The organism is Phenylobacterium sp. LjRoot225 (assembly GCF_964252855.1).
Classification (GTDB): domain Bacteria; phylum Pseudomonadota; class Alphaproteobacteria; order Caulobacterales; family Caulobacteraceae; genus Phenylobacterium.
The window spans coordinates 1,682,100-1,708,208 of sequence record NZ_CAXUPL020000001.1 but is presented as its reverse complement, the minus strand read 5'-3'; the positions used below and the strand labels follow the sequence as shown (position 1 = coordinate 1,708,208).

The window sequence follows — 26,109 nt, the reverse complement described above, 5'->3', positions numbered from 1 at the left end:
TCAGAACTGACGCAAAACTGTAATAAATCTGACACCGAAACATCACTGGCCCCCTGCCAAGCTGAACCCTAAGCACCGCCGCGGATTAGGCGCGGCCGGGTTCTTAAGTCAACCGGCCGCACGGGGGGTATACCAATGAATCGAGTGGCTCTTTTCTCGGTGACGGCGCTAGCGGTCGTGTTCGCGACTCAGACGATGGCGGATGAAACGGCGGCGGCCGTGCGCCCGGTGGACGAACTGGTGGTCACGGCCGGCATCGAGTACCGCAACCGCGTCGAGGGCGCTGAGCCTGTACTTTCCTATGACCTCGAATATTTCCAGAAGTTCGAGCCGCTGACGGCGGGCGATGCGTTGAAGCGCGTGCCGAGCGTCACCTTCCTCTCGGACGTGCTGGAGTCGGACGGCGCGCGGATGCGCGGCCTGGCGCCCAGCTACACCCAGATCCTGATCAACGGCGAACGCGTGCCGGGGGCCGGCGTGGACCGCTCCTTCTTCGTCGACCGCATCCCCGCCGAGCTCATTGAGCGCGTGGAGCTGGTGCGTTCGCCCTCGGCCAACCGCTCCGGCGACGCGGTCGCGGGCGCCATCAACATCGTTCTGCGCGACGCGATGGACCTGGACGGCGGCTATCTGCGCGCCGGCGCGATCCGCCTCGACGACGACAAGGTCAAGGGAACCGTCGGCGGCGTCTGGGGCGGCCAGGTGGGGCCCGGCCGCCTGCTGGTGGGCGCCAGCGTGCAGGGCCGCCGCAATCCGAAGGAGAAGCTGAGCCAACGCTTCGACGAGCCGGGCGGCGAGCTCGACAACATCGAGGTGCAGACCGACCTGCGCAACGGCACGGACTATTCCGCCAACGCCGCCTATGTGGTCGATGTCGCCGGCGGCCAGCTGGACCTGTCCGGCGTCTTCGTCCGCACCGACCGGCTGCAGGCGGAGCGCTCGACCGAGTACGCCGAGGGCGTGCGGACCAACGACGCCCTGCAGACCACCAACGTCAACGACCTCGACATCCGCACCGACAACTATTCGCTGGGCGGCAAGTTCAAGCGCAAGATGCTGGGCGGCGAGACCACCTTCAAGCTCGGCTACGCGGCGATCGACGACGACCAGTACGAGTTCGAGGACGAGACCACCTACGACGACGACGACATCGCCTTCCCGGAGGACGACGTCTTCGAGAGCACGCGGACCAAGACGCGGATCAAGGACAAGGAGCTGTCCGCCGCCATCCAGCACAAGATCGACCTGCGCGGCGCGAAGCTGGAATTCGGCGTCCAGTACGCCGACAAGACCCGCGACACCTCGGTGCTGGAGACCGAGACCGAGGTGGAGATCGACGACGCCCCGGCCCCGCGACCGGCCATCCCCGGCCTGTATCCCGACTACGAGCCGGTCGCCGGCGGCCTCAACAAGATCGAAGAGCGCCGGATCGATCCCTACGTGATGCTCTCGGGCGCCACGAACGGCCTCAGCTGGGAAGCCGGGCTGCGCTACGAGACCACCGAGACCAAGATCACCGACGAGACCGCGGCGACCGCCCTGCGCGTGTCGAAAAACGACTACGGGGTCCTGCTGCCGTCGGTGAACCTGCGCTACGCCTTGACCGCGGCGGACCGGATCACCGCCTCGGTGGCGCGCACGGTGCGCCGGCCCGGCTTCAACTTCCTGTCGCCGGCGGTCCTCGAGGGCGAGTACGGCGACAATGACTTCGTCGGCAATCCCGACCTCAAGCTCGAGAAGGCCTGGGGTGCGGACCTGGGCTTCGAGCACCGCATCGGCCGTCGCGGCGTGGTCGGCGTCAACGCCTTCTACCGCAAGGTCTCGGACCTGCAGGAGGTCGTGAACACCGGGGCCTTCTCCGAAGAGGCGCTGGACAACTACGAAGACGCCATCGACGACGGCGCGACGCCGGAGGAGGCGGCCGAGGAGCTCACCTCCTTCGTGCTGACCGCCCGCAATGTCGGCAGCGGCGAGGTCTGGGGCCTCGAGTTCGATCTCTCCACGCCGCTGGACTTCGTGGGCCTGCCCAACACCGGCGTCTTCCTCAACTACTCGCTGCTCGACAGCAGTGTGGACGACGCCTTCGGCTCCCGCCGGTTCAACGACCAGTCGAAATATGTGATGAACGTCGGCTTCATCCAGGACTTCCCGGACTATGGCGCGGCCTTCGGCGCGACCTATCGCAAGCAGGGCAAGGCCTTCGGACGGATCATCGGCGAAGAGGTGACCACCACCTACGGCGCCGACCTGGAGGTCTTCGTCGAGAAGCGGTTCGGCAAGCGCTACGTGGTGCGGCTGACCGGCTCCAACCTGCTGAACGCCAAGAAGAAAGAGGTGTTCAACAAGTTCAACACGATCGAGGACCAGCGCGAGCGGAGCTTCGACGAGTACGAGCTGGAGTCCGAGAAGGCCGGCCCGGTGTTCCAGATCGTCGGACGAATGACGTTCTGAGGCGCCGAGCGGTCCCTAGGGGCGCCGCAGGACCAGGGTCGCCCAGGCGTCGCGGTGGAGGCGCCGCACGATGCGGAAGCCGCGTGACAGATAGGCCGCCGCAACCCGCCGCTCCTGGGTGCGCAGCAGGCCGGAGAGGATGGCGATCCCGCCGGGCCTCAGCGCGCCCTTGATGTCCTGGGCCAGGGCCACCAGCGGCGGGGCGAGGATGTTGGCGAACACCAGGTCATAGGGGGCGTCGGCCCGCACCTTGGTGTCGTTCAGGCCGTAGGCGTGGACGAAGCGGGCGTTCGCCCGGTTCAGAGTTGCGTTCTCGTTGGCGATGCGCACCGAGACCCGGTCGATGTCGGTGCCGACGGCGGTGCGCGAGCCAGTGCGCGCCGCGGCGATCGCCAGGACCCCGGTGCCGCAGCCCACGTCCAGCACGCGCGGGAAGCGCTGGGCCTTCAGCAGCTGGTCGAAGGCCAGCAGGCAGCCGACGGTGGTGCCGTGGTGGCCGGTGCCGAAGGCGGCGCCCGCCTCGATCCGCAGATTGACGGTGGAGGCCGGCGCCAGGCCGCGGTCGTGGGCGCCGTAGACGAAGAACCGGCCGGCGCGCACCGGCGGCAGGCCGGAGAGCGCCATCGCCAGCCAGTCGGCGTCGGCCAGCTTCTCGGTGGTGACCCGCAGCTCAGGATAGCCGGCCAGGAGCTCGCCCAGCGCCGCGCGTTCCGGCTCGGTGGTCGGGAAGGCGTCGATCCGCCAGACGTCGTGGTCTTCGTCCTCTTCCAGGATGGAATAGGTGAGGGTCTCGGTGGCGGGGGCCTCGTCCACCGCGACGGCGGCGGCTTCGGCCACGGCGCGAGGCCCGCGGGCGGTGATCTGGACGGCGTCTTCGGTCATGGGCGCCCCTGCTAAAGGACGCGTGACCGAAAGGCGAGGGCGATCAGCGCGGGACGCTGGTGTCGCCCGTGGCTTCCGCGGCCGCCTCGTCCCCAATGTCGGCGGCCTGGACGACCGGCGTCATCTCCGACCGGCTCACGTCCTCATAGGCCGCGCCGCCCTCGAGCGACGGGTAGGCGATGCGCTCGGCCAGTGCGCCATCGTCCGCGGGCGTCACGTCGCGCGGCTCGGCCGGCGGCTCCAGCGTCTCGCCGCGGAGCGGAGAGACATAGTAGTTCTGGGCGTAGGTCTCGGGGGTCGGCTGCGGCGCGACGGCGACCTGCGCCGCCTTCTCCGCGTCCGTTCCGGTCACATAGGTGGGGATCTGGCCCGCGTAGCTGGCGTAGCCCAGCCCCTTGTCGGTGGGGCCGGCGGAGCGCGCGCCGCCCCAGGGCGCGAAAGTCTGCGGCCCGCCGGGCCGTTCGCCGATAGCCAGCTGCGGCCGCATGGCGACGCCCATCAGCAGCCCGGCCGTCAAAGCCAGTCCCGCCCCGGCGCAAAGCGTCGCCACCTGTGGGGTGTTCATGGAGAGCATCGCCCTATAACAGCGCGCGGCGAGCGGCTTGGTTCAGCGTCAAGCTGGCGCCATCTTCACGGAACATGCGTTCTGGGCGCCGGGAGATCCTCGCATGAGCAAATATGATCCGTTGTCCGACCGGCTGGCGGCCCATCCCGCCGAGGAGTGGCGCGCGAGCTTCTCCGAGCTGGAGAGCGTGCTGGGCTTTCCCCTGCCGAAGGCCGCGCGCGTTGGCCGCGCCTGGTGGACCGACGACCCGGGCAAGAGCCACAGCCGCGCCTGGACCCTTCACGGCTGGAGCGTCGACGACGTCGATCACGCCGGCGAGCGGGTGGTGTTCCGCAAGGGCGTCGTGGCGCCGGACGAGGTGCAGCCGCCGGTCATGCGCAAGGCCGCCGAAGCCGCCTCGACCCGGATGCACGTCACCCAGACCTTCCGCGTCACCGCGCTAGCCGTCGCCGGCGTGGCGGCGGTCGTCGGGCTCGGCGCGATGCTGGCGAGGGTGGTGATGCGGCGACGGTAGCTGTTCCGGACAGTTTCAGACCGTTCCACACCCCTCCAAACCGTCATGGCCGGGCTTGTCCCGGCCACCCATGATCACGGCCCTCGCAGATCGATGACGCGCACCGCCGCCGCCTGATGGCGGTCCGGCCAGGTGCTTGGGTGGCCGGGACAAGCCCGGCCATGACGTAGGAAATATGGGAAGGTGGGGCGGAGATCAGCGCCAATCCAACTGCTGCAGGTGTGACAGCGGTCCGTCCTCACGGATCAGCATCGGGAACAGGTCCTCCCAGTGCGGGTTCTCGCGCTCGATCAGGTTGATCTTCCACTGGCGTGGGTACCTCTTGATCGACTTTTCCCGCTGGATGGCCGGGATGATGCTGTCGTGCATCTCGAACCAGACCAACCGTCTCAGCCCATAGCGTGTGGTGAAGCCTTCCACGAGGCCATCGCGGTGCTGGACGATGCGATGCAGGAAGCGTCCACTGACGCCCGTGTAGAGCGTCCCGTGCTTGCGGTTCGACATCATGTAGACGGCGGTTGTGGAGTGGATCAGCTCCATCTCCGCCTTACCCCGCCTTCTCCACGAAGCTGTCGATGACCTTCTTCTCGCCGGCCTTTTCGAAATTGACCGTCAGCTTGTTGCCTTCGACCGCGGCGACCTTGCCGTAGCCGAACTTGACGTGGAACACCCGGTCGCCGCGCGTGTAGGCGCTGGCCGCCGAGCTTGCCGAGACCGCGACCAGACGGCCTTCGCCCTCGATCACCGCCTGTCGGCCCGGGTGGCTGCCGCGGTAGCCGCTGGCCTGGGCGCGTTTCCAGCCGGGAGAGGAATAGCCGGCGCCGAAGGCGGGGCTCTCGTCCCAGCGGCTGCCGTGCTGCTGCATGCCCGGACCGCCGCCGTAGTAGCCGGTCTCGGAGGAGGCCTCGACATGGGCGATCGGCAGCTCGTCGACGAAGCGGCTGGGCAGCTGGCTGGTCCAGCGGCCGTAGACCTGGCGGTTGGCGACGAAGGAGATCCGCGCCTCCTCGCGGGCGCGGGTGATGCCGACGTAGGCCAGCCGGCGCTCCTCCTCGAGGCCCTTGTCGCCCTTCTCGTCCATGCTGCGCTGGGATGGGAAGACGCCTTCCTCCCAGCCCGGGAGGAAGACCAGCGGGAACTCCAGCCCCTTGGCCGAGTGCAGGGTCATGATCTGCACCGCGTCGGCCTGCGGCCCGCGGTCGAGGTCCATGACCAGCGACACGTGCTCCAGATAGCCGCCGAGGGTCTCGAAGTTGGCCATCGACTGGACCAGCTCCTTGAGGTTCTCCAGCCGCGTCTGGCTGGTCGGGCCCTTGTCCAGGCGAAGGGCGTCGGTGTAGCCGCTCTCTTCCAGCACCGCCTCCATGAGGCGGGGGTGCGCGATACGCTCGGCCTCGGCGCGCCAGCGGTCGAGATCGCGCAGGAAGTTGGCGAGCGCCGTGCGGGTGCGCGCCGCCAGCTCGTCGGTGCGCACCAGCTCGCGGGCCGCGGCGCTGGCCGAGACGCCGTTCAGACGGGCGACCTGCAGGAGCTTCTGCACGGTGGTCTCGCCGATGCCGCGCTTGGGGACATTGACGATCCGCTCGAAGGCCAGGTCGTCGTCGGGGCTCTGGATCAGCCGCAGATAGGCGTGGGCGTCGCGGATCTCGGCCCGTTCGAAGAACCTGGGGCCGCCGACCACCGTGTAGGGGATCTGCAGCATCACGAAGCGCTCTTCGAATGCGCGCATCTGGAAGGAGGCGCGGACCAGGATCGAAATGTCGCGATAGCGGCGTCCCGCCCGCTTGGCGGTCTCGATGTCGTCGGCGATCAGCCGGCTCTCGGCCTCGCCGTCCCAGACCCCGCGGACGATGACCTTCTCGCCGCCCTGCGCCTCGGTCCACAGCGTCTTGCCGAGCCGGCTCTTGTTGGCGGCGATCAGGCCGGAGGCCGCGGCCAGGATGTGGCTGGTCGAGCGGTAGTTGCGCTCCAGCCGGATCACCTTGGCCCCTGGGAAGTCGCGCTCGAACCTGAGGATGTTGTCCACCTCCGCCCCGCGCCAGCCGTAGATCGACTGGTCGTCGTCGCCGACGCAGCAGACGTTCTGCCGCTTCTGCGCCAGCAGCCTCAGCCACAGGTACTGGGCGACGTTGGTGTCCTGGTATTCGTCGACCAGCAGGTAGCGGAACCGCTCGTGGTAGTCGGCCAGCACGTCCGGATGGGACGTGAAGATGGTCAGGTTGTGCAGCAGCAGGTCGCCGAAGTCGCAGGCGTTCAGCACCCTGAGCCGCTCCTGGTACTGGCGATAGAGCGCCTGGCCTTTGCCGTTGGCGAACTGATCGGCCTCGGCCGGCGGCAGGCGCTCGGGCGTCCAGCCCCGGTTCTTCCAGTGGTCGATCAGGCCGGCCAGCGCCTTCGGCGTCCAGCGCTTGGCGTCGATGTTCTCGGCTTCCAGCAGCTGCTTGAGCAGCCGCTCCTGATCGTCGGTGTCGAGGATGGTGTAGTTCGACTTCAGCCCGACCAGCTCGGCGTGACGCCGCAGGATCTGGGCCGCGATCGCGTGGAAGGTGCCCAGCCAGCGCAGGCCTTCGGCCTGGGGGCCGATGATGGCGGTGATCCGCTCGCGCATCTCGCGGGCGGCCTTGTTGGTGAAGGTGACGGCCAGCAGCTCCCACGGCCGCGCCTTGCCCACCGCCAGCAGGTGGGCGAGGCGGGTGGTCAGCACCCGGGTCTTGCCGGTGCCGGCGCCGGCCAGCACCAGGACCGGACCGTCGGTGGTCTCGACGGCGTCACGCTGTTCGGGGTTCAGCCCCTCGAGATAGTCGGGCGCAGGCCCGCGCGGCCGCGCCAGCTCGCTGATGCGCGGCGCCGGCAGCTCGGGGTCGAAGGGGGATTCGGAGGGGGGCATGGGGAACATATGTAGCACGCCGCGCCCGCGGCTTAAGGCCTGAAGGCCCGGAGCGACGGAACTTCGCCACATAGAGGGTGTTTGAACGCGAGGCCGGGCAGCCCCGCGCAGACACCGAGTGATCCGATGTCCGATGAGCCGCCGCCGTCGCCGCGCCGTAGTGCAATGCCGCCGCTCGTCTGGGGCATTCTCGGCCTGCTGGTGGTGGCCCTATTCGTGCTGGCGCTGGGGATGCTGAATCCGGTCGGCTGAACGGCGGGAGTCAGCGCGCCGCGGCGAAGGCCAGGGCGGCGACGCGGCAGGCCGAGGCCAACGGGCGGTCGCCGCGCTCGGCGTCGATGCGCAGGACCAGCCCCGCGAGGCTCGCGGCTCGGGCCGTGGCCATCTGCTCCAGCACCGCCCAGAACTCCGGCTCCAGCGCGATGGAGGTGCGATGGCCGGCGAGCTGGAGGGAGCGTTTGCGCAGAAGGGGCATGACTCAGGTTTCTCGCTGAAGCCTGCGCCGGATCAAGGGGCTTGTGGTTCAACACAAGCGGCCCGAGCGGTCTGAGAATGCCGACCCTGCGCGCCGCTAATCCTCGCGCTTGGCCTGCTCATGGGCGCGGCGGGCGCGTTCGGCCTCGAGCTTGGAGACCGTCTTCTCCGTCTTGGTGCGGCCGAAGCGGACGCGGTTCTCGGCCGCCTGGGCCTTTTCGGCGGCCTGTGCGCGGGCCTTGCGGGCCCTGTTCAGATTGATCGGCTCGGTCATGTGGAAACCTCCGGCGGCCTCGTCCCGTTAAAGCGCGCAACGTCGAGCGAGGAGACAGATCATGGTGCAAGCTTCGCAGATTCACGAGCACATGGAGGTGGTCGGTTCTGATGGCGGTCACGTCGGGCGTGTCGATCACGTGATCGGCGACGAGATCGAACTCACCAAGCTGGACCTGGCGTCCGGCCTGAAACACCACATGATCCCGTTGACCTGGGTGGAGTCCGTCGACGACGAGGCGGTCCACCTCAACCGCACCAAGGCGGCCGCCAAGGCCCAGTGGCGCGAGAAGCACTAACGCCAAAGCCCTTCCCCCTCGATGGGGGAAGGGTGGGGATGGGGGTGTTTCGCCAGGGCGGACGATCGAAGCGCATCTTGGCGCAGGCGCCTAACGCGCTCCAGCCAGGCCCGCCGTGCGAACACCCCCTAACCCAACCTTTCCCCCATCGAGGGGGAAAGGAGTGATCCTATTTCACCGCCGCGCAGAAGCGCTGGATGCGGCTGCAGGCGTCTTCCAGCACCGAATTGGCGGTGGCGTAGCTGATGCGGAAGAAGGGCGAGAGGCCGAAGGCCGTCCCGTGCACCACCGCGACGCCCTCGGTCTCCAGCAGCTCGTTGGCGAAGTCGGCGTCCGAGCCGATGACGCGGCCGCTGGGCGCCGTCTTGCCGATCAGGCCTTCGCAGGACGGATAGACGTAGAAGGCGCCTTCCGGCGTCGGGCAGTGCAGGCCGGTCGCCTGGTTGAGCATCGAGACCACCAGGTCACGCCGGCCCTGGAACAGCTTCTGGTTCGGCTTGATGAAGGCCTGGGTGCCGTTCAACGCCTCGACGGCGGCGTACTGCGAGACGGAGCAGGGGTTGGAGGTCGTCTGGCTCTCCACCTTGCGCATCAGGTTGATCAGCGCTTCCGGACCGGCGGCGTAGCCGATCCGCCAGCCGGTCATGGCGTAGGCCTTGGAGACCCCGTTCATGGTCAGGGTGCGGTCGTAGAGGGCGGGCTCGACCTGGGCGATGGTCCAGAACTCGAAGTCGTCGAACACCAGGTGCTCGTACATGTCGTCGGTCAGGATCCAGACGTGCGGATGGCGCAGCAGCACGTCGGCGACGGCGCGCAGCTCGGCCTTGGTGTAGGCCGCACCCGACGGGTTGGACGGCGAGTTCAGGATCAGCCACCGGGTCTTCGGCGTGATCGCCGCCTCGAGCTCGGCGGGCTGCACCTTGAAGCCGGTCGCGGCGCTGGTGGTGACGAAGCGGGGTTCGCCGCCGGCCAGCAGCACCATGTCCGGATAGCTGACCCAGTAGGGCGTCGGGATCAGCACCTCGTCGCCCGGGTTCAGGGTGGCGACCAGGGCGTTGTAGATCACCGGCTTGCCGCCCGGCGAGACGTTCACCTGGGACGGCTTGTAGGTCAGGCCGTTCTCGCGGGCGAACTTGGCGCAGATGGCTTCCTTCAGCTCGGGAATGCCGTCGACGTTGGTGTACTTGGTCTTGCCGTCGCGGATCGCCTTGATGGCGGCTTCCTTGATGTTGTCCGGCGTGTCGAAGTCGGGCTCACCGGCGGCCAGGCCGATAATGTCCCGGCCCTGGGCGCGAAGGTCGCGCGCTTTCTGGTCGGCCGCGAGCGTGGCGGAGGGCTTCACGCGGGAAAGGGCGGCGGACTGCAGCGACATGGCGGGGTGTGCTCCCGGCTTGAGGGTGAAAAAGGGCGAAACGCGCGCGGGGTTTAGCCCAGTTGTCTTCCGCGGCAAACCCGCCTTTCGGTCAGCTGTGCTTGACCGCTTAAGCGCAATCGGCGACCTGAGGCGCCCACATGCGCCGGCTCCTGCAGTTCCTTTCGAACATTGACGCCAAGGCCTGGCGGACTCTGATCGCCTCCTTCCTGCTGTTCGGCGGCGTCGGCCTGGTCTTCGTCTTCGGGGCCCAGGTCCTCGGCTTCAGCGGCGAGGCGACGGTCGAGAGCTGGATGGGCGCGGCCAGCGGCCCCCTGGCGCTGCCGATGGCGGTGGCGGCCTTCGCCGCCCTGGCCTTCGTCGGCGTGCCGCAGTTCATGCTGATCGCTGCGGCGGTGGTGGCCTTCGGCGGCTGGACGGGGTTCGCCTACAGCTGGATCGGCACCATGGCCTCCTCGCTGGTCGGCTTTTACCTGGGCCGAGCCGCGGGGGCGAAGACGCTGGAGCAGTTTTCCGGCGCCGGGGTGAAGCGGTTCATGGACCACATCGGGCAGAACGGCTTCCTGGCCAGCCTGATCGTGCGCCTGGTCCCCTCCGCCCCGTTCATCGTCGTCAACATGGCCGCCGGCGTGACGCCGATGCGCGCCGTCGATTTCACCGCCGGGACCGCGCTCGGCATCGTGCCGAAGATCGCGCTTACCGCCTTCGCCGGAAACTCCATCGCCCGCGCCATGCGTGGAGACCTCGGACGCGACGCTCTATGGCTGGTCCTGCTGCTCGCGGTCTGGATCGGGATCGGCTGGGCGGCCCGGCTATGGCTGCGCACGCGCGCGAAGTCCACGGACTAGCCAGCGCTGCAGCGCTTCAATATGGCCCGTTTGCGGCCGTGACCCGCCGCCCCGGATCAGCGCAGGGTTGTGTCGAGTTGTTCACACCTCAAACCAAATCGAACTTGCCCGCCTTGACGGTGAGGGCAAGGTCGGCCCTCATCTCCGAAACTAAGAAATACTAGGGGAGACTAGGATCGGCGGCTCGCGAGAGCTCTATTCCGCCTCTTGACAGCGGACGACGTGACGCGTTGCAACCAGCGCGCGTGGGAGGGTCGTCCAAACGTGAGGAAGCCCGCCTCGGCGCCATCCCGACACCCCCTCGAAGCTTCTATCCGCGAGCCTCGGCTTGCCAATGAGGTTCCAGGACGCCCGCGACCAACGACGGGCGCTCAAGGAGGGGAAACATGATGACTCGAGTGCGACTTTTGGCGTCCACCTGCTCGCTGCTGGCCATGGCCGGCGCGGGCCTTCTCGCCGCATCGCCGGCGGCGGCTCAGCCGGGCGCCGAGGCGGCGCAGCCTAGCCAGCTCACCGAAATCATCGTCACGGCGCGGAAGCGGCAGGAATCGATCCTGAACGTGCCGGTCATCGAAACTGCGCTTCCAGCTGTGCAGTTGCAGCGCTACCAGACCCAGGATCTGAAGGACATCGCCACCCTGGTGCCGGGCATCAAGCTCGGGGATTCGATCCTGTCGATCGGGACGCAGATCTCGCTCCGCGGGGTGGGGACGACGACCTTCAACCCCGGCGTCGACCAGTCGGTTTCGCTCAACCTCGACGGCCTGCAACTGACCCAGGGCCTGACCTATTCGAGCGGCTTCTTCGACATGAGCCAGGTCGAGGTGCTCAAAGGTCCCCAGGCCCTGTTTTACGGCAAGAGCAGCCCGGGCGGGGTGATCTCGATCCGCACCGCCGATCCGACCGACAAGGTCGAGGTCATCGCGCGCGCCGGGTACGAATTCGAAGCCCGCGAGCGGCAACTCCAGCTCATTGTCTCCGGGCCGGTGACCGACACCGTCAAGGTTCGCCTGGCCGGCCAGTACGACGCCCAGGACGGCTTCTACAAGAACGACGCCACCACGGGCGTGCGCGGCGGGCGCGCGCCGGACGATAACCGGCTGAGCCCCGACGAGGGCTATATGCTGCGGGCCACGGTCCTGTGGAATCCGACGAGCCAGTTCGACGCCCGGCTGAAACTCAATCACGTGCGCGACAAGGTGACGGAGGCGGGCGCGTTCCAACTGGCCGTCTGCCCGGACGGCGTCGGCCCCGTCACGACATTTGTCGGTCCCATTCAGTTCCTCGACCCGAACGACAAGTGCAAGATCGACCGGCACGCCTCGATGGTCGATATGGTCCCCGAGGTGTACGGGGGGCTGCCAAACGGCGGCACGGGCTACACCGAATCCACCCAGACCTTCGGCACCTTGGAGCTGAACTATCGGCTGCGGCCCGACGTGGCGCTGACCTCGACGACGGGCTACTACCTTCTCCATTCGTCCAGCCTGTTCAACACGACCACGAGCGGCTTCAGCGGGCCGCTCTTCGCCGTGACCAACGGCTTCCATCGCCGCGAATGGACCGAGGAACTGCGGGCGAACAGTGATTTCGCCGGGCCGTTGAACTTCACCGCCGGCGGCTTCCTGCAGCGCGCGAGATTCTCGGATCTGGTCGGCCTGCAGGGCAATACGACCCTCTTCTTTCCCGCGCTCCTGCAGAAGGGCACCCAGACAGTCGACATCAAGACCAATTCGGTCTTCGGCCAGCTCCGCTACAGGGTGATCCCGGAAGTCGAGGTCGCCTTCGGCGCCCGCTACACGGACGAGAAGCGCACCGACGTCGGCGTCGACGAAACCACGGGCGTCAAGATTCCCGTGCCTCTGATCACCCCCGAGGTCCACTCGAAGACGACCTCGCCGGAACTCACCATCACCTACAGGCCGACTGACGACTTCACGGTCTTCGGCGCCCTGAAGCGCGGCTATAAGTCTGGCTCCTTCGACACCGCCACCCCGCCGACGGCGACGCCGAGCAATGCGTTCGGCGACGAAAAGGTGCAGGGCGGGGAAGTCGGCATGAAGAGCCGCTGGCTCGACCGCCGCCTGCTGTTCAACGCGGCCTGGTACAACTATCGCTACACGGGCCTGCAGGTCGGGGCCATCATTCCGGTCGAGAACGGGGTCCCCGTGACCCGCACGATCAACGCCGGTTCGGCCCTCGTCACCGGGATTGAGACCGACGTCGCCTATCGGCCGGAGTGGTTCGAAGGCCTCGGCCTGAACGCCTCGCTCAACTGGAACCATGCCCAGTTCAAGTCGCTCGAGGGCGTGCCCTGCTACGGCGGCCAGACGGTTGCGGACGGATGCAACGCGACCTTCGACCCGAACGTCAATGGCGGGCGGGGCGGTTTCACAACCATGAGCCAGTCGGGCCTGCCCCTGGTCCGGGCTCCCAAGTGGCAGGCCAATTTCGGCTTCGACTACGAGACCGACATCGGCCACGACATGAGCGTGGTGCTCAGCAACAACAACCAGTTCTCGTCGAAATATCTCACCGGCCTTGGCCTGGTCCACTATCAGAAGTCCACCTTCAAGACCGACCTTAGTCTGGCGCTCCAAGGACCTAGGGATCGCTGGGAATTTGCGATCATCGGCAAGAACCTGACCAACGAGCTGACGAGCGGCAACTGCTCCAACTCCAACGCCCAGGGCGGGCTGTTCCCAGGAAGCGAGATCACCGGCGCGGTCACGTCCCCGATTCGTGGACCGGCCGGCACCGACGAACTGGGCTGCTGGATGGATCGCGGCCGGGAGTTCTGGCTGCGGCTCACGGTCAGGCCCTTCAACTAAGCGGCGAGCCCTCGGGCGGCCCTTCGGGTCGCCTCCGGGAACGAGGTTTGGGGCGGAGCGGGTCGCAGGACTTGGTCCGCCCTTTTTGTCGGTCTGGGTAAAATCGTGCGCCGCAAGCCCGCGGCGCGGGGGTGGGCGACGCGGACGTTGCGTTCAGGGCCCAAAAAGGGTAAATCCTGCCCATGCGCACCGGGCACGACAGCCTGCTTCTCCTTTCGCTGGGGCTTAGCCGCCCCTGGGCGCCTTAGCAGGCTGCGTCGTTTCGCGGCCGGGCGCACAGGGGATTTCCTCCTCGTCCGCCTGTCCCCATTCCGCGAAGAGCCGCACCCATGATCCAGTCCGCCAACTCCAACGACGCCGCACGCGAGCGCGTCGTCATTTTCGACACCACCATGCGCGACGGCGAGCAGTCGCCCGGCGCTTCCATGTCGCTGCCGGAAAAGCTCGAGCTGGCCAAGATCCTCGAGGAAATGCGCGTCGACGTGATCGAGGCGGGCTTCCCGATCGCCTCCAACGGCGACTTCGAGGCGGTCCGCGGCATCGCCGAGATCGTCACCGAGAGCACCATCTGCGGCCTCGCCCGCGCCGCCACCGGCGACATCGATCGCTGCGCCGAGGCGCTGAAGCCGGCCAAGCGCGGCCGCATCCACACCTTCATCTCCACCAGCCCGGTGCACATGAAGTGGAAGCTGCAGATGGAGCCGGAGACGGTGCTGGAGATGGTCACCCGCTCGGTGACCCACGCCCGCAACCTGATCGGCGACGTCGAATGGTCGGCCGAGGACGCCACCCGCACCGACCGCGACTTCCTGCGCCGCTGCGTCGAGGCCGCGATCAAGGCCGGCGCCACGACCATCAACATCCCCGATACGGTCGGCTACACCTACCCGTCGGAATATGCGGAGATCTTCCGCGACCTGATCGAGACCGTGCCCGGCGCGGACAAGGTGATCTTCTCGACCCATTGCCACAACGACCTGGGTCTGGCGGTCGCCAACAGCCTGGGCGGCGTCCAGGGCGGGGCGCGCCAGATCGAGTGCGCCATCAACGGCATCGGCGAGCGCGCCGGCAACGCGGCGCTGGAGGAGATCGTCATGGCGCTGCGCGTGCGCGGCGACAAGCTGCCCTACGACACCCGCGTCGAGCCGCAGCAGATCACCCGCGCCTCGCGCTACGTCTCGGCGATCACCGGCTTCCCGGTGCAGTTCAACAAGGCGATCGTCGGCAAGAACGCCTTCGCCCACGAGAGCGGCATCCACCAGGACGGGATGCTGAAGAACGCCGAGACCTACGAGATCATGAAGCCGGAGGACGTGGGGCAGGGCGCCACCAACCTGGTCATGGGCAAGCACTCCGGCCGCCACGCCTTCCGCGAGAAGCTGAAGGCGCTCGGCTACGAGCTGGGCAAGAACGCGCTGGACGAGGCCTTCCAGCGCTTCAAGGACCTGGCCGACAAGAAGAAGCACGTCTTCGACGACGACATCGTCGCCCTGGTCGACGACGCCCTGGCCTCGGCCGCCGATCGCATCCAGGTCAAGCGCCTGCGGGTGATCGCCGGCACCGGCGGTCCTCAGGAGGCCTTCCTGACGGTCTCAATCGACGGCGAGGACCGTTCGGCCACCGCGACCGGCGACGGTCCGGTCGACGCAGTGTTCAACGCCATCCACCTGGCCGTGCCGCACGAGGCGGTGCTGCGCCTCTTCCAGGTGCATGCGGTGACCGAGGGCGCCGACGCCCAGGCCCAGGTCTCGGTGCGGCTGGAGGAAGACGGCTGCATCGCCACCGGCCAGGCCGCCGACACCGACACCCTGACCGCGTCCGCCAAGGCCTACGTCAACGCCCTCAACAACCTCTTCGCCCGCAAGGAGAAGACGGCGCCGGGCCCGCGGGTGGCGAGCGGGTTCTGAGGGCGGGGGCCTACCTCCCCCGCGCAAAGCGCGGCGGGAGGGGGATCGCGCCCCGGAGAGGGCGTGGTGGAGGGGGCAAGCCGTGCGCACAGCCTCGCCGCTTCGAAGCGCCCACGCCACGCGCGGATACGCCCCATCCCATGGCTTCGCTCGGCGACCGGTCCCCCTCCCGCCGCTTCGCGGGGGAGGTAGGTGTTTGGGCGATGGTCGGTTATGGGCTCCTTGTTCATAACGAGGAGTGCGTCACCCACGCATGAGCCAGCCCAGCCACATCCGCTTTCGCCTGCGCGGCCGCTTCGGCGGTCTGCAGCTCGACGCCGAGGCCGAGGTCCCCGCCGAGGGCGTCACTGCCCTGATCGGGCCGAGCGGGGCGGGCAAGACCACCCTGCTGCGCTGCCTGGCGGGCCTGGCCCGGGCCGAGGGCGAGGTGATGGTGGGCGAGGCCGTCTGGCAGGACGCCCGGCGCTTCGTCCCGCCGCATCGGCGCGGGATCGGCTACGTCTTCCAGGAGCCGAGCCTGCTGGCCCATTTGTCGGTGAAGCGGAACCTGGAGTTCGCTGCCCGGCGCGCTGGCGAGAGGCCGGGGCCGGCCTTCGACGACGCGGTCGCCATGCTGGGGCTCGAGGCGCTGCTCGACCGCTCGCCGGCCGCCCTGTCGGGGGGCGAACGTCAGCGGGTCGCCATCGCCCGCGCGCTCTTGTCCCGGCCCGAGCTGCTGCTGATGGACGAACCGCTCTCCAGCCTGGACGCCGCCAGCAAGGCCGAGCTCCTGCCGTATCTGGAAGCCCTGCATCGCCGATTGCGGCTGCCGATCCTCTACGTCAGCCACGACGCCCTGGAGATCGCCAGGCTGGCGGATCGGGTGCTGCGGATGGACGGCGGCCGGCTCCGCGGCCCGGCGAGCGAACTGTCGCGCACCGCGGGCGATCCGCTGGCCCTGCTGGAGGCGAACCAGGTTAAGGCCCTGGCGCGGGCCGCCCTGGCGGCGGGACTGTCGATCGATCCGATCGTGGCGGGCGAGGCCCGCAAGGTGGGCGAGGCATGAGCGCCGAAGACCTGAACGTGGCCGTGAGCCTGAAGCGGGGGATCTCCCCGCGAATCGGCCTCGATCGCGTCGCCCTCATCGAGGCGGTGGACGAACTGGGCTCGATCTCGGCGGCCGCCAAGCGCCTGGGGCTCAGCTACAAGGGGGCCTGGGACATCGTCCAGGGGCTCAACAACCTGTTCGACAAGCCCTTGATCGAGGCCGCGCCCGGCGGAAAGGCCGGCGGCGCCGCCGCGGCCACGCCGCGCGGCCGCGCCGTTGCGGCGGGCTTTCGGCGGGTGCAGATTGAGGTCGACGCCGCGCTCGCGAGGCTCGAGGCCGGGATCTCGGGCGACACCGCGTGCGATCTGTTCTGGAGCCTCGGCATGCGGACCAGTGCGCGCAACGCCCTTCGCGGCGAGATCAGCCGTGTCACCGAGGGCGCGGTGACCAGCGAGGTGGGGCTGCGCTTCGCCGAGGGGGTGGAGATCACCGCCGTGCTGACGCGCCTCAGCGTCGAAGAGCTCGGCCTGGCGGTCGGCAAGCCCGCCATCGCCCTGATCAAGTCGAGCTTCGTCCTGCTGGCGAAGGGCGAAGGACTGAAGACCTCCGCCCGCAACCAGATCCCGGGCGAGGTCGTCGGCCGCGAGGACGGCGCGATCTCCAGCGAGGTCACCCTCGCCATCGGCGGCGGCAAGACGATCACCGCGACCATCACCCTCGAAAGCGCCCAGGCGCTGGACATCGCCGTCGGAGAGCGGGTGACGGCGCTGATCAAGTCCTCCCACGTCATCCTTGCGGTCGATTAGCCAGCGGCAAGGAGTCGCGGCGTAGACGGATAAATCTCGTCCCCCGCAAACTCGCTGCCCGCCGATCAAGGGTACGTGAGCGGCTTTGACCCCCTGCGACCCCGCCGAGTGAGGCTCTCCTCAGGGGCGAAGGAGGCGAAGGGGAGATTTCGCGCCGCCCAAGGCGTGGTCAGGGCGTGATTCGCGCGCGACGCGAAAGCGCAGGCGATGCATTCCCGCTTGAATTCACCCATAGGGCAGGGCACACGAACGACAAGCCTGCCAGGACGGACGTAGCGACTCGGCGCAATCTGTGGCGTCTATCAAGTCGCATTCCGTCGCTGGCGGACCAGCCGTTCCAGCCCCCATTCACCAGGGCCCTGCATGATTTCTTCCCTCTTCGGCGCGATCTCGAACGACATCGCCATCGACCTCGGAACCGCCAACACCCTGATCTACATGAAGGGCAAGGGCATCGTTCTGAACGAGCCCTCGGTGGTCGCGCTGCGCAACGTGGGCGGGCGCAAGGTGGTCCACGCTGTCGGCATCGAGGCCAAACAGATGCTCGGCCGCACGCCCGGCCACATGGAAGCCATCCGCCCGATGCGCGACGGGGTCATCGCCGACTTCGAAGTCGCCGAGGAGATGATCAAGTACTTCATCCGCAAGGTTCACAACCGCAAGGGCTTCGTGAACCCCAAGGTGATCGTCTGCGTGCCGTCGGGCGCCACCGCGGTCGAGCGCCGGGCGATCAACGATTCCTGCCTCAATGCGGGCGGCCGTCGCGTGGGCCTGATCGACGAACCGATGGCCGCGGCGATCGGCGCCGGGCTGCCGATCCACGAACCGACCGGCTCGATGGTCGTCGACATCGGCGGCGGCACCACCGAGGTGGCGGTGCTCTCGCTCTCGGGCATCGTCTATTCGCGCTCGGTCCGCGTCGGCGGCGACAAGATGGACGAGGCGATCATCAGCTACATGCGCCGCAACCATAACCTGCTGATCGGCGAAACCACCGCCGAGCGGATCAAGAAGGAAATCGGCACCGCCCGCGCGCCGGCCGACGGCGAGGGCCTGTCGATCGAGGTCAAGGGCCGCGACCTGATGCAGGGCGTGCCGCGCGAAGTGCGCATCAGCGAGAAGCAGGCGTCCGACGCGCTGTCCGAGCCGGTCGGCCAGATCGTCGACGCGGTGAAGATGGCGCTGGAAGCTACGCCGCCGGAACTCGCCTCGGACATCGCCGACAAGGGCATCATGTTGACCGGGGGCGGGGCTCTGCTCCGCGGCCTGGACGCCGAGATCCGCGACCACACCGGCCTGCCGGTGACCGTCGCCGACGACCCCCTGTCCTGCGTCGCCCTGGGCTGCGGCAAGGTGCTCGAACATCCCAAGTGGATGAAGGGTGTCCTGGAGTCCACACTGGCGTAACATTTGAGCGACTCGCGCGTTCAACAGGGGCGGCGGGGCGGCCTTTGGGGGCGAGTTTTAGATGTCCTTGAGGGACAGCCAATTCGGTGAACTGAAGGTCCCGCTGACCTGGACGGCGGCGGTGGCGCTCATCGTTGCGGCGGTGATCGCCGTGGCGCTGCTGCTGAGCGATCGGCGGGAGACCTTCCAGGCCGAGGCCTATGGCGCCGCGCGCGGCGCCGCCGACAGCGTGCTTGCGCCCGTCGGCAATGCGTTGAGCGCGCCCGGTCGGTGGACCGGCGCCGGCGTCGACGCGATCCGCGGCTACTTCTTCGCCGTATCCGAGAACCGCCGACTCAAGGCGGAGCTGCGCGACATGCGCCAGTGGCGCGACGTCGCCTACGCGCTGAAGAACGAGAACGGCCGCTACCGCTCGCTGCTGGGGCTGAAGACCGATCCGCCGATCCCGATGGTGGCGGCCCGGGTGGTGACGGACAGCCGCGGTCCCTTCGCCGACACCCGTATCGCCAACACCGGCCGCGAAGCCGGCGTGCAGCCGGGCAATCCGGTGATGAGCGAATATGGACTGGTCGGCCGGGTGATCGGCGTCACCAAGGGGGCGAGCCGGGTGCTGACGCTCACCGACGTCGCGTCGCGCACCCCGGTGATGGTCGATCGCACGAATTCGCGCGCCATCCTGACCGGCGACGGCGGCCCGAATCCCCGGCTGGAATATCTGCGCGGCCAGGATCCGGTGCGCGAAGGCGACCGCATTCTCACCTCCGGCGACGGCGGCATCCTGCCGCGCGGACTGCCGGTTGGGGTGGCGGTCAAGGGCCTGGACGGCAAGTGGCGGGTGGTGCTGGCCTCGGACCGGGGCCCGATCGACTTCGTGCGCATCCTGTTGTTCCAGGACTTCACCCAGGTGATCGACCGCGGCGAGCTCGACCAGCTGCCCGTGCCCCCGCCCACGCCGGGCGAGCCCAACGCCGTCGCCGCCGATGCGGCCGCCGCGGCGCCGCCGACCGCAGCCGCGATCGCCGCGGGCGCCGCCGCCGGCGTGAAGGCGGCGACGCCCCCGGTCGCGGGCAACTGCACCAGGGGCCGCCAAGCCCGCGACGGCCGCCACGCCGAAGCCGCCGGCCGCGGCCACTGCGCCGTCCACCGCCAAGCCCGCGCCGGTGAAGCCGGTCGCTGCGTCTGCGTCCGCCAAGCCGACCGACGCCAAAAAAGCCGTCGCGCCCGCGAAGCCTGCCGCCGGCGCTGCGGCGAAGAGTCCGACGGCCGCCCAGGCCCCGGCGTCCAAGCCCGCGGCGCCCAAGACGACTCCTCCTAAGACGACGGCGGCGCCGAAGACGACCTCCGCCACCACGGCCAAGCCCGCCCCCGCGAAGCCGGCCGCGACGACCGAGGAGCCGCCGCATTGAGCGCTGCTCGCAGTCTCGACCCGACTCGCTGGCTGGGCGTTCCGCTGATCCAGGCGCTCGTCGCCACCCTCCTGTTCGGCATTCCCATGCGGCTTTGGGGACTGCAGCTGCCCGAGCCGATCTTCGCCATGCCTGTGGTCTTCGCCTGGGCGGTGATCCGGCCCTCGGTGCTGGCGCCGATGGGCATCCTGATCATGGGCCTTTGCCTCGACCTCTTCTGGGGCGGGTCGCTGGGCTTCTGGCCGCTTTGCCTGCTGATCGCCTATGGCATTCTGCTGGCGGGCCGGAACATGATGGCCGGCCAGAGCCGCACCATGCTTTGGATCTGGTATGGTATGATCACCGCCATCGCCCAGCTCTCTGGCTATCTGTTCATCATGCTCGACAGCAAGTCGATGCCCAGCCTGGCCGCCGTCGGCTGGCAATACGTGACCACCGCCATCCTCTTCCCGTTCGCTTATCGGCTGATCGACAGGTTCGAAGACGCCGACGTCCGGTTCCGGTGAGGGCGGGCGAATGGCTGAACCCGCAATCTTCTTCGAGGAAGTCAACGAACGGCAGGGCGTCTTTCACCGCCGCGCCTTCCTCCTGGGCGGGTTCGCCGGCGCGGGCCTGCTGGCGCTCGGCGGCCGGCTCGCACATCTGCAGCTGATCGAGAGCCAGCGCTACGAGAAGCTCTCGGCTTCGAACCAGTTCAACTTCAAGCTGGCGCCCCCGCCGCGCGGCCTGATCGTCGACCGCAACGGGGTGGTGCTGGCCTCCAACCGGCCGAACTTCCGGCTGATGGTGGCGCGCGACAAGGGCATGGACGTGCCCGGCACCCTGAAGACGCTGGCCGCCTTCGTGCCCCTCGACGACAAACGGCAGACCCGGCTGGCCAAGGACATCGGGGCTGCGCCGAAGCGCGCGCCGGTCGAGGTGATGGAGGACATGAGCTGGGAGCAGTTCAGCGCCATCAACCTGCGCACGCCCGAGATGCCCGGGGTCAGCGCCGAGATGGGCGAAGTCCGGGTCTATCCGCACGGCGGGGCCTTCACCCACGTCGTCGGCTATGTGTCCAAGGTCAATCGGGACGACATCACACCGACCGGACCCAACTCCGAGCCGATCATGCTCAATCCGGGCTTCCGGATCGGCAAGCAGGGGGTGGAGAAGGCGTTCGACCTGCAGCTTCGCGGCAAGCCCGGCGCGCGCAAGGTCGAGGTGGACGCCAACGGCCGCGAGGTCCGCGCCGACCCCGAGGGCGACATCCCGGCGGTGCCGGGCGCTGAGATCAAACTCACCCTCGACGCCGACATCCAGCACCGCGCGATGGAGGTGTTCGGCGACGAGAGCGGGGCGGCGGTGATGATGGATTGCCGCTCCGGCGACATCCTCTGCATGTATTCCGGGCCCAGCTTCGACTCCAACCGGTTCGTCCGCGGCCTGACCGGCAACGAGTACCGGCAGCTGGCGATGTACGAGCGCAAGCCCTTGTTCAACAAGGCGCTGACGGCGACCTACCCACCGGGCTCGACCTTCAAGATCATGGTGGCGCTGGCCGCCCTGGAGGCCGGCTTCGACCCGAAGACGAGACACGTCTGCAACAGGGCCTGGGCCTGGGGCGGACGGGTCTGGCACTGCGACGAAACTCACGGCGTCCAGGACCTGCACAGCGCCATCGCCACCTCCTGCGACATCTACTTCTATCAGTGCGCCCTGTTCGTCGGGCCCGACCGCATCGCCGAGACGGCGCGGAAATTCGGCCTGGGCGAGATCTTCGACATCGGCATCCCGGGCCAGAAGAAGGGGTTGGTGCCGGACACCGCCTACAAGCGCCGCGTCTTCAAGAAGGACCCCAAGTGGCACCCCGGCGAGACGCCCAGCATGGGCATCGGCCAGGGCTACACCCACCTCAATCCGCTGCAGCTCTGCGTCATGGCCGCGCGTCTGGCGAACGGCCAGAAGTCGCTGCATCCGCGACTGATCGAGTCCATCGGCGGGGTGGAGCAGCCGGCCGGTTCGGCCTTCGGCGACCTGCCGGTCCACCCGGAGCACCTGCAGTTCGTGCGCGAGGCGATGAAGGCGGTGACCACTGTCGGCACCGCCGCGGCCGTCGCCGACCTTGGCCTCGGCAACATCAAGATGGCCGGCAAGACTGGCACCGCCCAGGGCTACAACTATAACGGCGGCCGTGGCGTGCACGGCACCGCCGGCGAATGGCGGCTGCGCGACCATGCCTGGTTCATCGCCTACGCCCCGCACGACGCGCCGCGCTATGCGGTGAGCGTGCTGGTCGAGCACGGCGGCTTCGGCGGCGCCGCCGCCGCGCCCCGTGCGCGGGAGATCATGCGCGTCGCGCTGCTGAAGGACCCGGAAATCCGCGCTCAGATCGAACGGCCGATGCCGATGCCGCAGATCCCCGACGCCCAGCTGAGCGACGGCCTGCCGGAAGCGCCGACGGAGCTGCCCGGCGCGCCCGCCGCCACCGCGCCCACGCCGCCGATCGCGCCTGGACAGACCACATGACCGTCTCGGCCCTCACCCGTCCCGGCGAACGCGACCGGCTGATCGTCAAGTTCGGCGAGATCGACTGGATCTTCTGCCTCGCCCTGACCCTGATCGCCGTCGCCGGCACAGTGATGCAGTTCTCGATCGCCGGTTCGTCCTGGACGCCCTGGGCCGCGCCGCACCTGATCCGTTTCGTGGTCTTCTTCAGCGCCATGATCGCCCTGTCGCTGATCGACCTGCGCGTCTGGTTCGCCATCGCCTATCCGGTCTACGCCCTAGGCTTCGTGCTGCTCGTTCTGGTGGACGTGATGGGCCACAACGCGCTGGGCGCCCAGCGCTGGCTGAAGCTCGGGCCGATCACCATCCAGCCGTCGGAGATCATGAAGGTCGGCATGGTGCTGGCGCTGGCCCGGTTCTACCACGGGGTCTCCAGCAAGCGGGCGCAGCTGTCCTGGTGGCTGGTCGTCCCGGGCCTCCTGATCCTGGCGCCGGTGGCCCTGGTGATGGAGCAGCCCGATCTCGGCACCGCCATGCTGATCATGATGACCGGCGGCACGGTGATGATTCTGGCGGGCCTGTCCTGGCGACTGATCGCGGCCGGGGTCATGGGGGCCGTCGTCGTCATTCCGCCGGCGATCATGTTCATTCTGCACGACTACCAGCGGAAGCGGATCCTGACCTTCATGGATCCGGAGAACGACCCGTCCGGCTCGGGCTACCACATCCTGCAGTCGAAGATCGCCCTGGGCTCTGGCGGCCTGCTGGGCAAGGGCTACGGCCTGGGCTCGCAGAGCCAGCTGAACTTCCTGCCCGAGAAGCAGACCGACTTCATCTTCGCCACCCTGGCCGAGGAGTTCGGGTTCGTCGGCTGCATCTCCGTCCTGGTGCTCTACGCCATCGTCATCTTCATGGCGCTCAGGACCGCCTACCTCAGCCACAGCCACTTCGGACGGCTGGCCGCCGCCGGCGTGACCGTGACCTTCGCCCTCTACGTCCTGATCAACGGCTCGATGGTGATGGGCCTGGCGCCGGTGGTCGGCGTGCCCATGCCGCTGCTTTCCTACGGCGGCACGGTGATGCTGACGGTGATGGTCGGCTTCGGCCTGGTCATGGCCGTGCGCGTGCACCGCTACGCCGAGATCACCAGCGGCAAGGGCTCGCTGCTGTAGGGAGCGCCTGCGCTGAACGCCCTCTCAGTCGCTTCGCGACAGCTCCCCCGCAAGCGGTGGAGCATCTACGGCCCAGATCCTCCACCGCAACGCGGGGGAGGTGGCTCGCGCAGCGAGACGGAGGGGCGTTGCGGCGGTAGTTGCGCTCTCTGCCATAGGCGGCGTCAGCTGACCCGGAAGGCCTGGTCCGTCGCCCGGATCAGCGCATCCACCACGCCGGGTTCGGTCGAGGCGTGGCCGGCGTCCCAGACGATCTCGAAGCGGACCTGGGGCCAGGCGGACTTCAGCCGCCAGGCGGCGTCCATCGGCGTCACCACGTCGAACCTGCCCTGCACGATCCAGCCGGGAATGTGCCGGATCTTGTCCATATTCTTCAGGATCCAGCCGTCTTCGCCGAAGAAGCCGCCGTTGGCGAAGAAGTGGCATTCGATCCGCGCGAAGGCGATGGCGAAGTCGATCTCGTTGAACTTGGAGGGCCTGGCCTCGGGGCCGCGGATCGACATGGTGTCGCCCTCCCACTGGCTCCAGGCGGCCGCCGCCTCGGCCTGGATCTTCCGGTCGCGATGGGTCAGGCGCTTGTGGTAGGCGCTGATCATGTCGCCGCGCTCGGCTTCCGGCACCGGGGCGCAGAACCGTTCCCAGGCGTCCGGGAACAGCATCGAGGCGCCTTCCTGGTAGAACCAGCGCAGCTCGCGCGCGGTCAGCAGGAAGACCCCGCGCAGCACCAGGCTCTCCACCCGCTCGGGATGGGTGATGGCGTAGGCCAGCGCCAGGGTGGAGCCCCAGGAGCCGCCGAACACGCACCATTTCTCAACGCCAAGCTTTTCGCGCAGCCGCTCGATGTCCTCGATCAACGCCCAGGTGGTGTTGTCCTCGAGGCTGGCGTTGGGCCGCGAGCGGCCGCAGCCGCGCTGGTCGAACAGCACCATCCGCCACCGCGACGGGTCGAAGAAGCGGCGCATGGTCGGGTTGATCGCACCGCCCGGCCCGCCGTGCAGGATGACGCAGGGCTTGCCGTCCGGGCGGCCGCATTCCTCGTAGAAGATCTCGTGCGGCCCGCCGACCGGCATCCAGCCCGAGGCGAAGGGCTGGTTCTCGCCATACAGCCCCCGCCGAAAGGAGCCGGCGGAGACGATGGGCGAGGGCATGTTGCGTTCCATGGCGCTATCTACGTCCGGAAATGGGCGCGCTTCCAGTCGCCTTGTTCACCTGGCGGTCGCGCCCGGCCACAAGCCGTTCCGCCGCGCCGCCGGCGCCGGAATTTGTGCGAGACATGCGGATAGTATGAGGCTCTAACCGCCCGCGTGACCGAAGAGACGCACACGACGCCCTGGGGCCTGGTGGTTTTGCTGGGGGCGCTGACGGCTCTCGGCCCGCTCGCCATCGACATGTACCTGCCGAGCCTGCCGACGATCGGGGCGGAGCTGCACGCCAGCGCCGCCCAGACCCAGGCGACCGTGGCCGCCTTCCTCGCCGGCATGGCGATCGGCCAGCTGTTCTATGGCCCGGCCTCGGACCGCTTCGGGCGCAAGCCGCCGATCCTGCTGGGCCTCGCCATCTATGTGGCCGCCAGCGCCGGCTGCGCCCTGGCCGTCTCCGCCCCGGCCCTGATTGGCCTGCGCTTTCTTCAGGCCCTGGGCGCCTGCGCCGGCGCGGTCGTTTCGCGCGCGGTGGTGCGTGACCGCTTCGACCATGCCGGCACCGCCCGGATGCTGTCGCTGATGGTGCTGATCATGGGACTGGCGCCGATCTTCGCGCCCCTGATCGGCGGGGCGCTGCTGACGCTGACCGGCTGGCGCAGCATTTTCGGCTTCATGACGCTCGCCGGCGCCCTGGTGGCCGTGGCGGTGCTGTTGCGCCTGGAGGAGACGCGCTCCGCCGAGACTGCGGCCCATGCCCGCTCGGAGCATCCGATCCGCGCCTATCTCAATCTGCTGCGCAACCGGCGGCTGGTCGGCTATGCGGCCGCGGCCGCGCTCAACGGGGCGACGCTCTTCACCTACATCAGCTCCTCGCCGGATCTCCTGATCGGCGCCTACCACATTTCGCCGGGCGCCTTCGGCTGGGTGTTCGGCCTGAACGCGGTCGGGGTCATCGCGGCCAGCCAATGGAACCGCCGCCTGCTGCGGCGTTTCACCCCGGACGAGGTGCTGGAGCGCGCGGCCTACGCCGGCGTCGCCGCGGCCCTGCTGCTGACCCTCGCCGCGGTGACCGGGTGGGGCGAGCGCTGGAGCGTCCTGCCGACGCTGTTCCTGGCGCTGGCGACCTATGGGTTGATGCAGGGCAACACCATGGCCGGCGCGCTGAACGTCGATCCCCGCCGGGCGGGCTCGATCTCGGCCCTGATGGGGGCGTTCTCCTTCGCCGCGGGGGCGGCCGCGACCGGCGTCGCGGGCCTGATGCACGACGGCACCGCGCGGCCGATGGCGGTGGTCATGCTGATCTCGATGGCGGGCTCGGCGCTCGCGCTCCGGGGCCTCGCCCTGCCGAAGAAGCCTTAG

General features: G+C 68.6%; 22 protein-coding genes and 1 pseudogene. 15 read left to right on the top strand and 8 right to left on the bottom strand.

Annotated elements, in window-relative coordinates:
* Positions 1-195: 195 nt before the first annotated feature.
* Complete coding sequence (locus ACSQ2B_RS08045; RefSeq protein ID WP_436048857.1) at positions 196-2,451, top strand: TonB-dependent receptor plug domain-containing protein; 2,256 nt, start codon at positions 196-198, stop codon at positions 2,449-2,451.
* 15 nt (positions 2,452-2,466) lie between these two features.
* Here ACSQ2B_RS08045 and ACSQ2B_RS08040 read toward each other — a convergent pair whose 3' ends face one another.
* Positions 2,467-3,333 (bottom strand): 50S ribosomal protein L11 methyltransferase, encoded by an 867-nt coding sequence (locus ACSQ2B_RS08040; protein WP_436048855.1) that lies wholly within the window; start codon positions 3,331-3,333, stop codon positions 2,467-2,469.
* 43 nt (positions 3,334-3,376) lie between these two features.
* Complete coding sequence (locus ACSQ2B_RS08035; protein ID WP_436048853.1) at positions 3,377-3,898, bottom strand: hypothetical protein; 522 nt, start codon at positions 3,896-3,898, stop codon at positions 3,377-3,379.
* A 103-nt stretch (positions 3,899-4,001) separates the two neighbouring features.
* On the opposite strand from ACSQ2B_RS08035, the gene ACSQ2B_RS08030 reads away from it, so the two are divergent.
* Positions 4,002-4,412: a DUF7662 domain-containing protein gene (locus ACSQ2B_RS08030; protein WP_436048851.1), complete on the top strand. Its 411-nt coding sequence runs from the start codon at positions 4,002-4,004 to the stop codon at positions 4,410-4,412.
* 195 nt (positions 4,413-4,607) lie between these two features.
* On the opposite strand, the gene ACSQ2B_RS08025 is transcribed toward ACSQ2B_RS08030, so the two are convergent.
* Positions 4,608-4,952: a GIY-YIG nuclease family protein gene (locus ACSQ2B_RS08025; RefSeq protein ID WP_436048850.1), complete on the bottom strand. Its 345-nt coding sequence runs from the start codon at positions 4,950-4,952 to the stop codon at positions 4,608-4,610.
* A 7-nt stretch (positions 4,953-4,959) separates the two neighbouring features.
* Positions 4,960-7,308 carry a UvrD-helicase domain-containing protein gene (locus ACSQ2B_RS08020; RefSeq protein WP_436048848.1) on the bottom strand — a complete coding sequence of 783 codons (2,349 nt, stop codon included), beginning with the start codon at positions 7,306-7,308 and terminating at the stop codon, positions 4,960-4,962.
* A 117-nt stretch (positions 7,309-7,425) separates the two neighbouring features.
* On the opposite strand from ACSQ2B_RS08020, the gene ACSQ2B_RS08015 reads away from it, so the two are divergent.
* A complete protein-coding gene (locus ACSQ2B_RS08015) occupies positions 7,426-7,551 on the top strand; it encodes a hypothetical protein (RefSeq protein ID WP_436048846.1) in 126 nt (41 codons plus the stop codon).
* Between the two features lie 10 nt (positions 7,552-7,561).
* On the opposite strand, the gene ACSQ2B_RS08010 is transcribed toward ACSQ2B_RS08015, so the two are convergent.
* Positions 7,562-7,774 carry a ribbon-helix-helix domain-containing protein gene (locus tag ACSQ2B_RS08010; protein WP_436048845.1) on the bottom strand — a complete coding sequence of 71 codons (213 nt, stop codon included), beginning with the start codon at positions 7,772-7,774 and terminating at the stop codon, positions 7,562-7,564.
* Positions 7,775-7,870: 96 nt separating this feature from the next.
* Positions 7,871-8,047 carry a DUF4169 family protein gene (locus ACSQ2B_RS08005; protein ID WP_436048843.1) on the bottom strand — a complete coding sequence of 59 codons (177 nt, stop codon included), beginning with the start codon at positions 8,045-8,047 and terminating at the stop codon, positions 7,871-7,873.
* Between the two features lie 61 nt (positions 8,048-8,108).
* Here ACSQ2B_RS08005 and ACSQ2B_RS08000 point away from each other — a divergent pair, with 61 nt between their 5' ends.
* Complete coding sequence (locus tag ACSQ2B_RS08000) at positions 8,109-8,345, top strand: DUF2171 domain-containing protein (protein WP_436048841.1); 237 nt, start codon at positions 8,109-8,111, stop codon at positions 8,343-8,345.
* 169 nt (positions 8,346-8,514) lie between these two features.
* Here the strand turns inward: ACSQ2B_RS08000 and ACSQ2B_RS07995 are convergent, their stop codons facing one another.
* Complete coding sequence (locus ACSQ2B_RS07995; protein ID WP_436048840.1) at positions 8,515-9,717, bottom strand: pyridoxal phosphate-dependent aminotransferase; 1,203 nt, start codon at positions 9,715-9,717, stop codon at positions 8,515-8,517.
* Positions 9,718-9,857: 140 nt separating this feature from the next.
* On the opposite strand from ACSQ2B_RS07995, the gene ACSQ2B_RS07990 reads away from it, so the two are divergent.
* From ACSQ2B_RS07990 to rodA, 10 genes and pseudogenes are all read left to right on the top strand, one after another.
* Positions 9,858-10,565, top strand: coding sequence for a TVP38/TMEM64 family protein (locus ACSQ2B_RS07990; protein WP_436048838.1), 708 nt, complete (start codon positions 9,858-9,860; stop codon positions 10,563-10,565).
* A 386-nt stretch (positions 10,566-10,951) separates the two neighbouring features.
* On the top strand, positions 10,952-13,396 hold the full coding sequence (locus tag ACSQ2B_RS07985; protein WP_436048837.1) for a TonB-dependent receptor: 2,445 nt from the start codon (positions 10,952-10,954) through the stop codon (positions 13,394-13,396).
* A gap of 329 nt (positions 13,397-13,725) precedes the next feature.
* Complete coding sequence (locus tag ACSQ2B_RS07980) at positions 13,726-15,303, top strand: 2-isopropylmalate synthase (RefSeq protein WP_436048835.1); 1,578 nt, start codon at positions 13,726-13,728, stop codon at positions 15,301-15,303.
* 253 nt (positions 15,304-15,556) lie between these two features.
* Positions 15,557-16,348, top strand: coding sequence for a molybdenum ABC transporter ATP-binding protein (locus tag ACSQ2B_RS07975; RefSeq protein ID WP_436048833.1), 792 nt, complete (start codon positions 15,557-15,559; stop codon positions 16,346-16,348).
* On the top strand, positions 16,345-17,136 hold the full coding sequence (locus tag ACSQ2B_RS07970; RefSeq protein WP_436048831.1) for a TOBE domain-containing protein: 792 nt from the start codon (positions 16,345-16,347) through the stop codon (positions 17,134-17,136). Before ACSQ2B_RS07975 ends, ACSQ2B_RS07970 begins: the two co-directional genes overlap by 4 nt.
* Before the next feature lie 363 nt (positions 17,137-17,499).
* Positions 17,500-18,543 carry a rod shape-determining protein gene (locus tag ACSQ2B_RS07965; protein WP_012522835.1) on the top strand — a complete coding sequence of 348 codons (1,044 nt, stop codon included), beginning with the start codon at positions 17,500-17,502 and terminating at the stop codon, positions 18,541-18,543.
* Between the two features lie 61 nt (positions 18,544-18,604).
* Positions 18,605-19,612 (top strand): annotated as a pseudogene (gene mreC / locus ACSQ2B_RS07960) (rod shape-determining protein MreC); the annotation flags it as partial.
* 333 nt (positions 19,613-19,945) lie between these two features.
* Complete coding sequence (locus ACSQ2B_RS07955) at positions 19,946-20,455, top strand: hypothetical protein (RefSeq protein WP_436048829.1); 510 nt, start codon at positions 19,946-19,948, stop codon at positions 20,453-20,455.
* Between the two features lie 10 nt (positions 20,456-20,465).
* Entirely contained in the window at positions 20,466-22,457 is a 1,992-nt protein-coding gene (gene mrdA / locus ACSQ2B_RS07950; protein ID WP_436048828.1) for a penicillin-binding protein 2, read from the top strand.
* A complete protein-coding gene (gene rodA / locus ACSQ2B_RS07945) occupies positions 22,454-23,608 on the top strand; it encodes a rod shape-determining protein RodA (RefSeq protein ID WP_436048826.1) in 1,155 nt (384 codons plus the stop codon). Before mrdA ends, rodA begins: the two co-directional genes overlap by 4 nt.
* A 164-nt stretch (positions 23,609-23,772) precedes the next feature.
* On the opposite strand, the gene pip is transcribed toward rodA, so the two are convergent.
* Positions 23,773-24,756, bottom strand: coding sequence for a prolyl aminopeptidase (pip, locus tag ACSQ2B_RS07940; RefSeq protein ID WP_436048825.1), 984 nt, complete (start codon positions 24,754-24,756; stop codon positions 23,773-23,775).
* A 156-nt stretch (positions 24,757-24,912) separates the two neighbouring features.
* Here pip and ACSQ2B_RS07935 point away from each other — a divergent pair, with 156 nt between their 5' ends.
* Complete coding sequence (locus ACSQ2B_RS07935; protein WP_436048824.1) at positions 24,913-26,109, top strand: multidrug effflux MFS transporter; 1,197 nt, start codon at positions 24,913-24,915, stop codon at positions 26,107-26,109.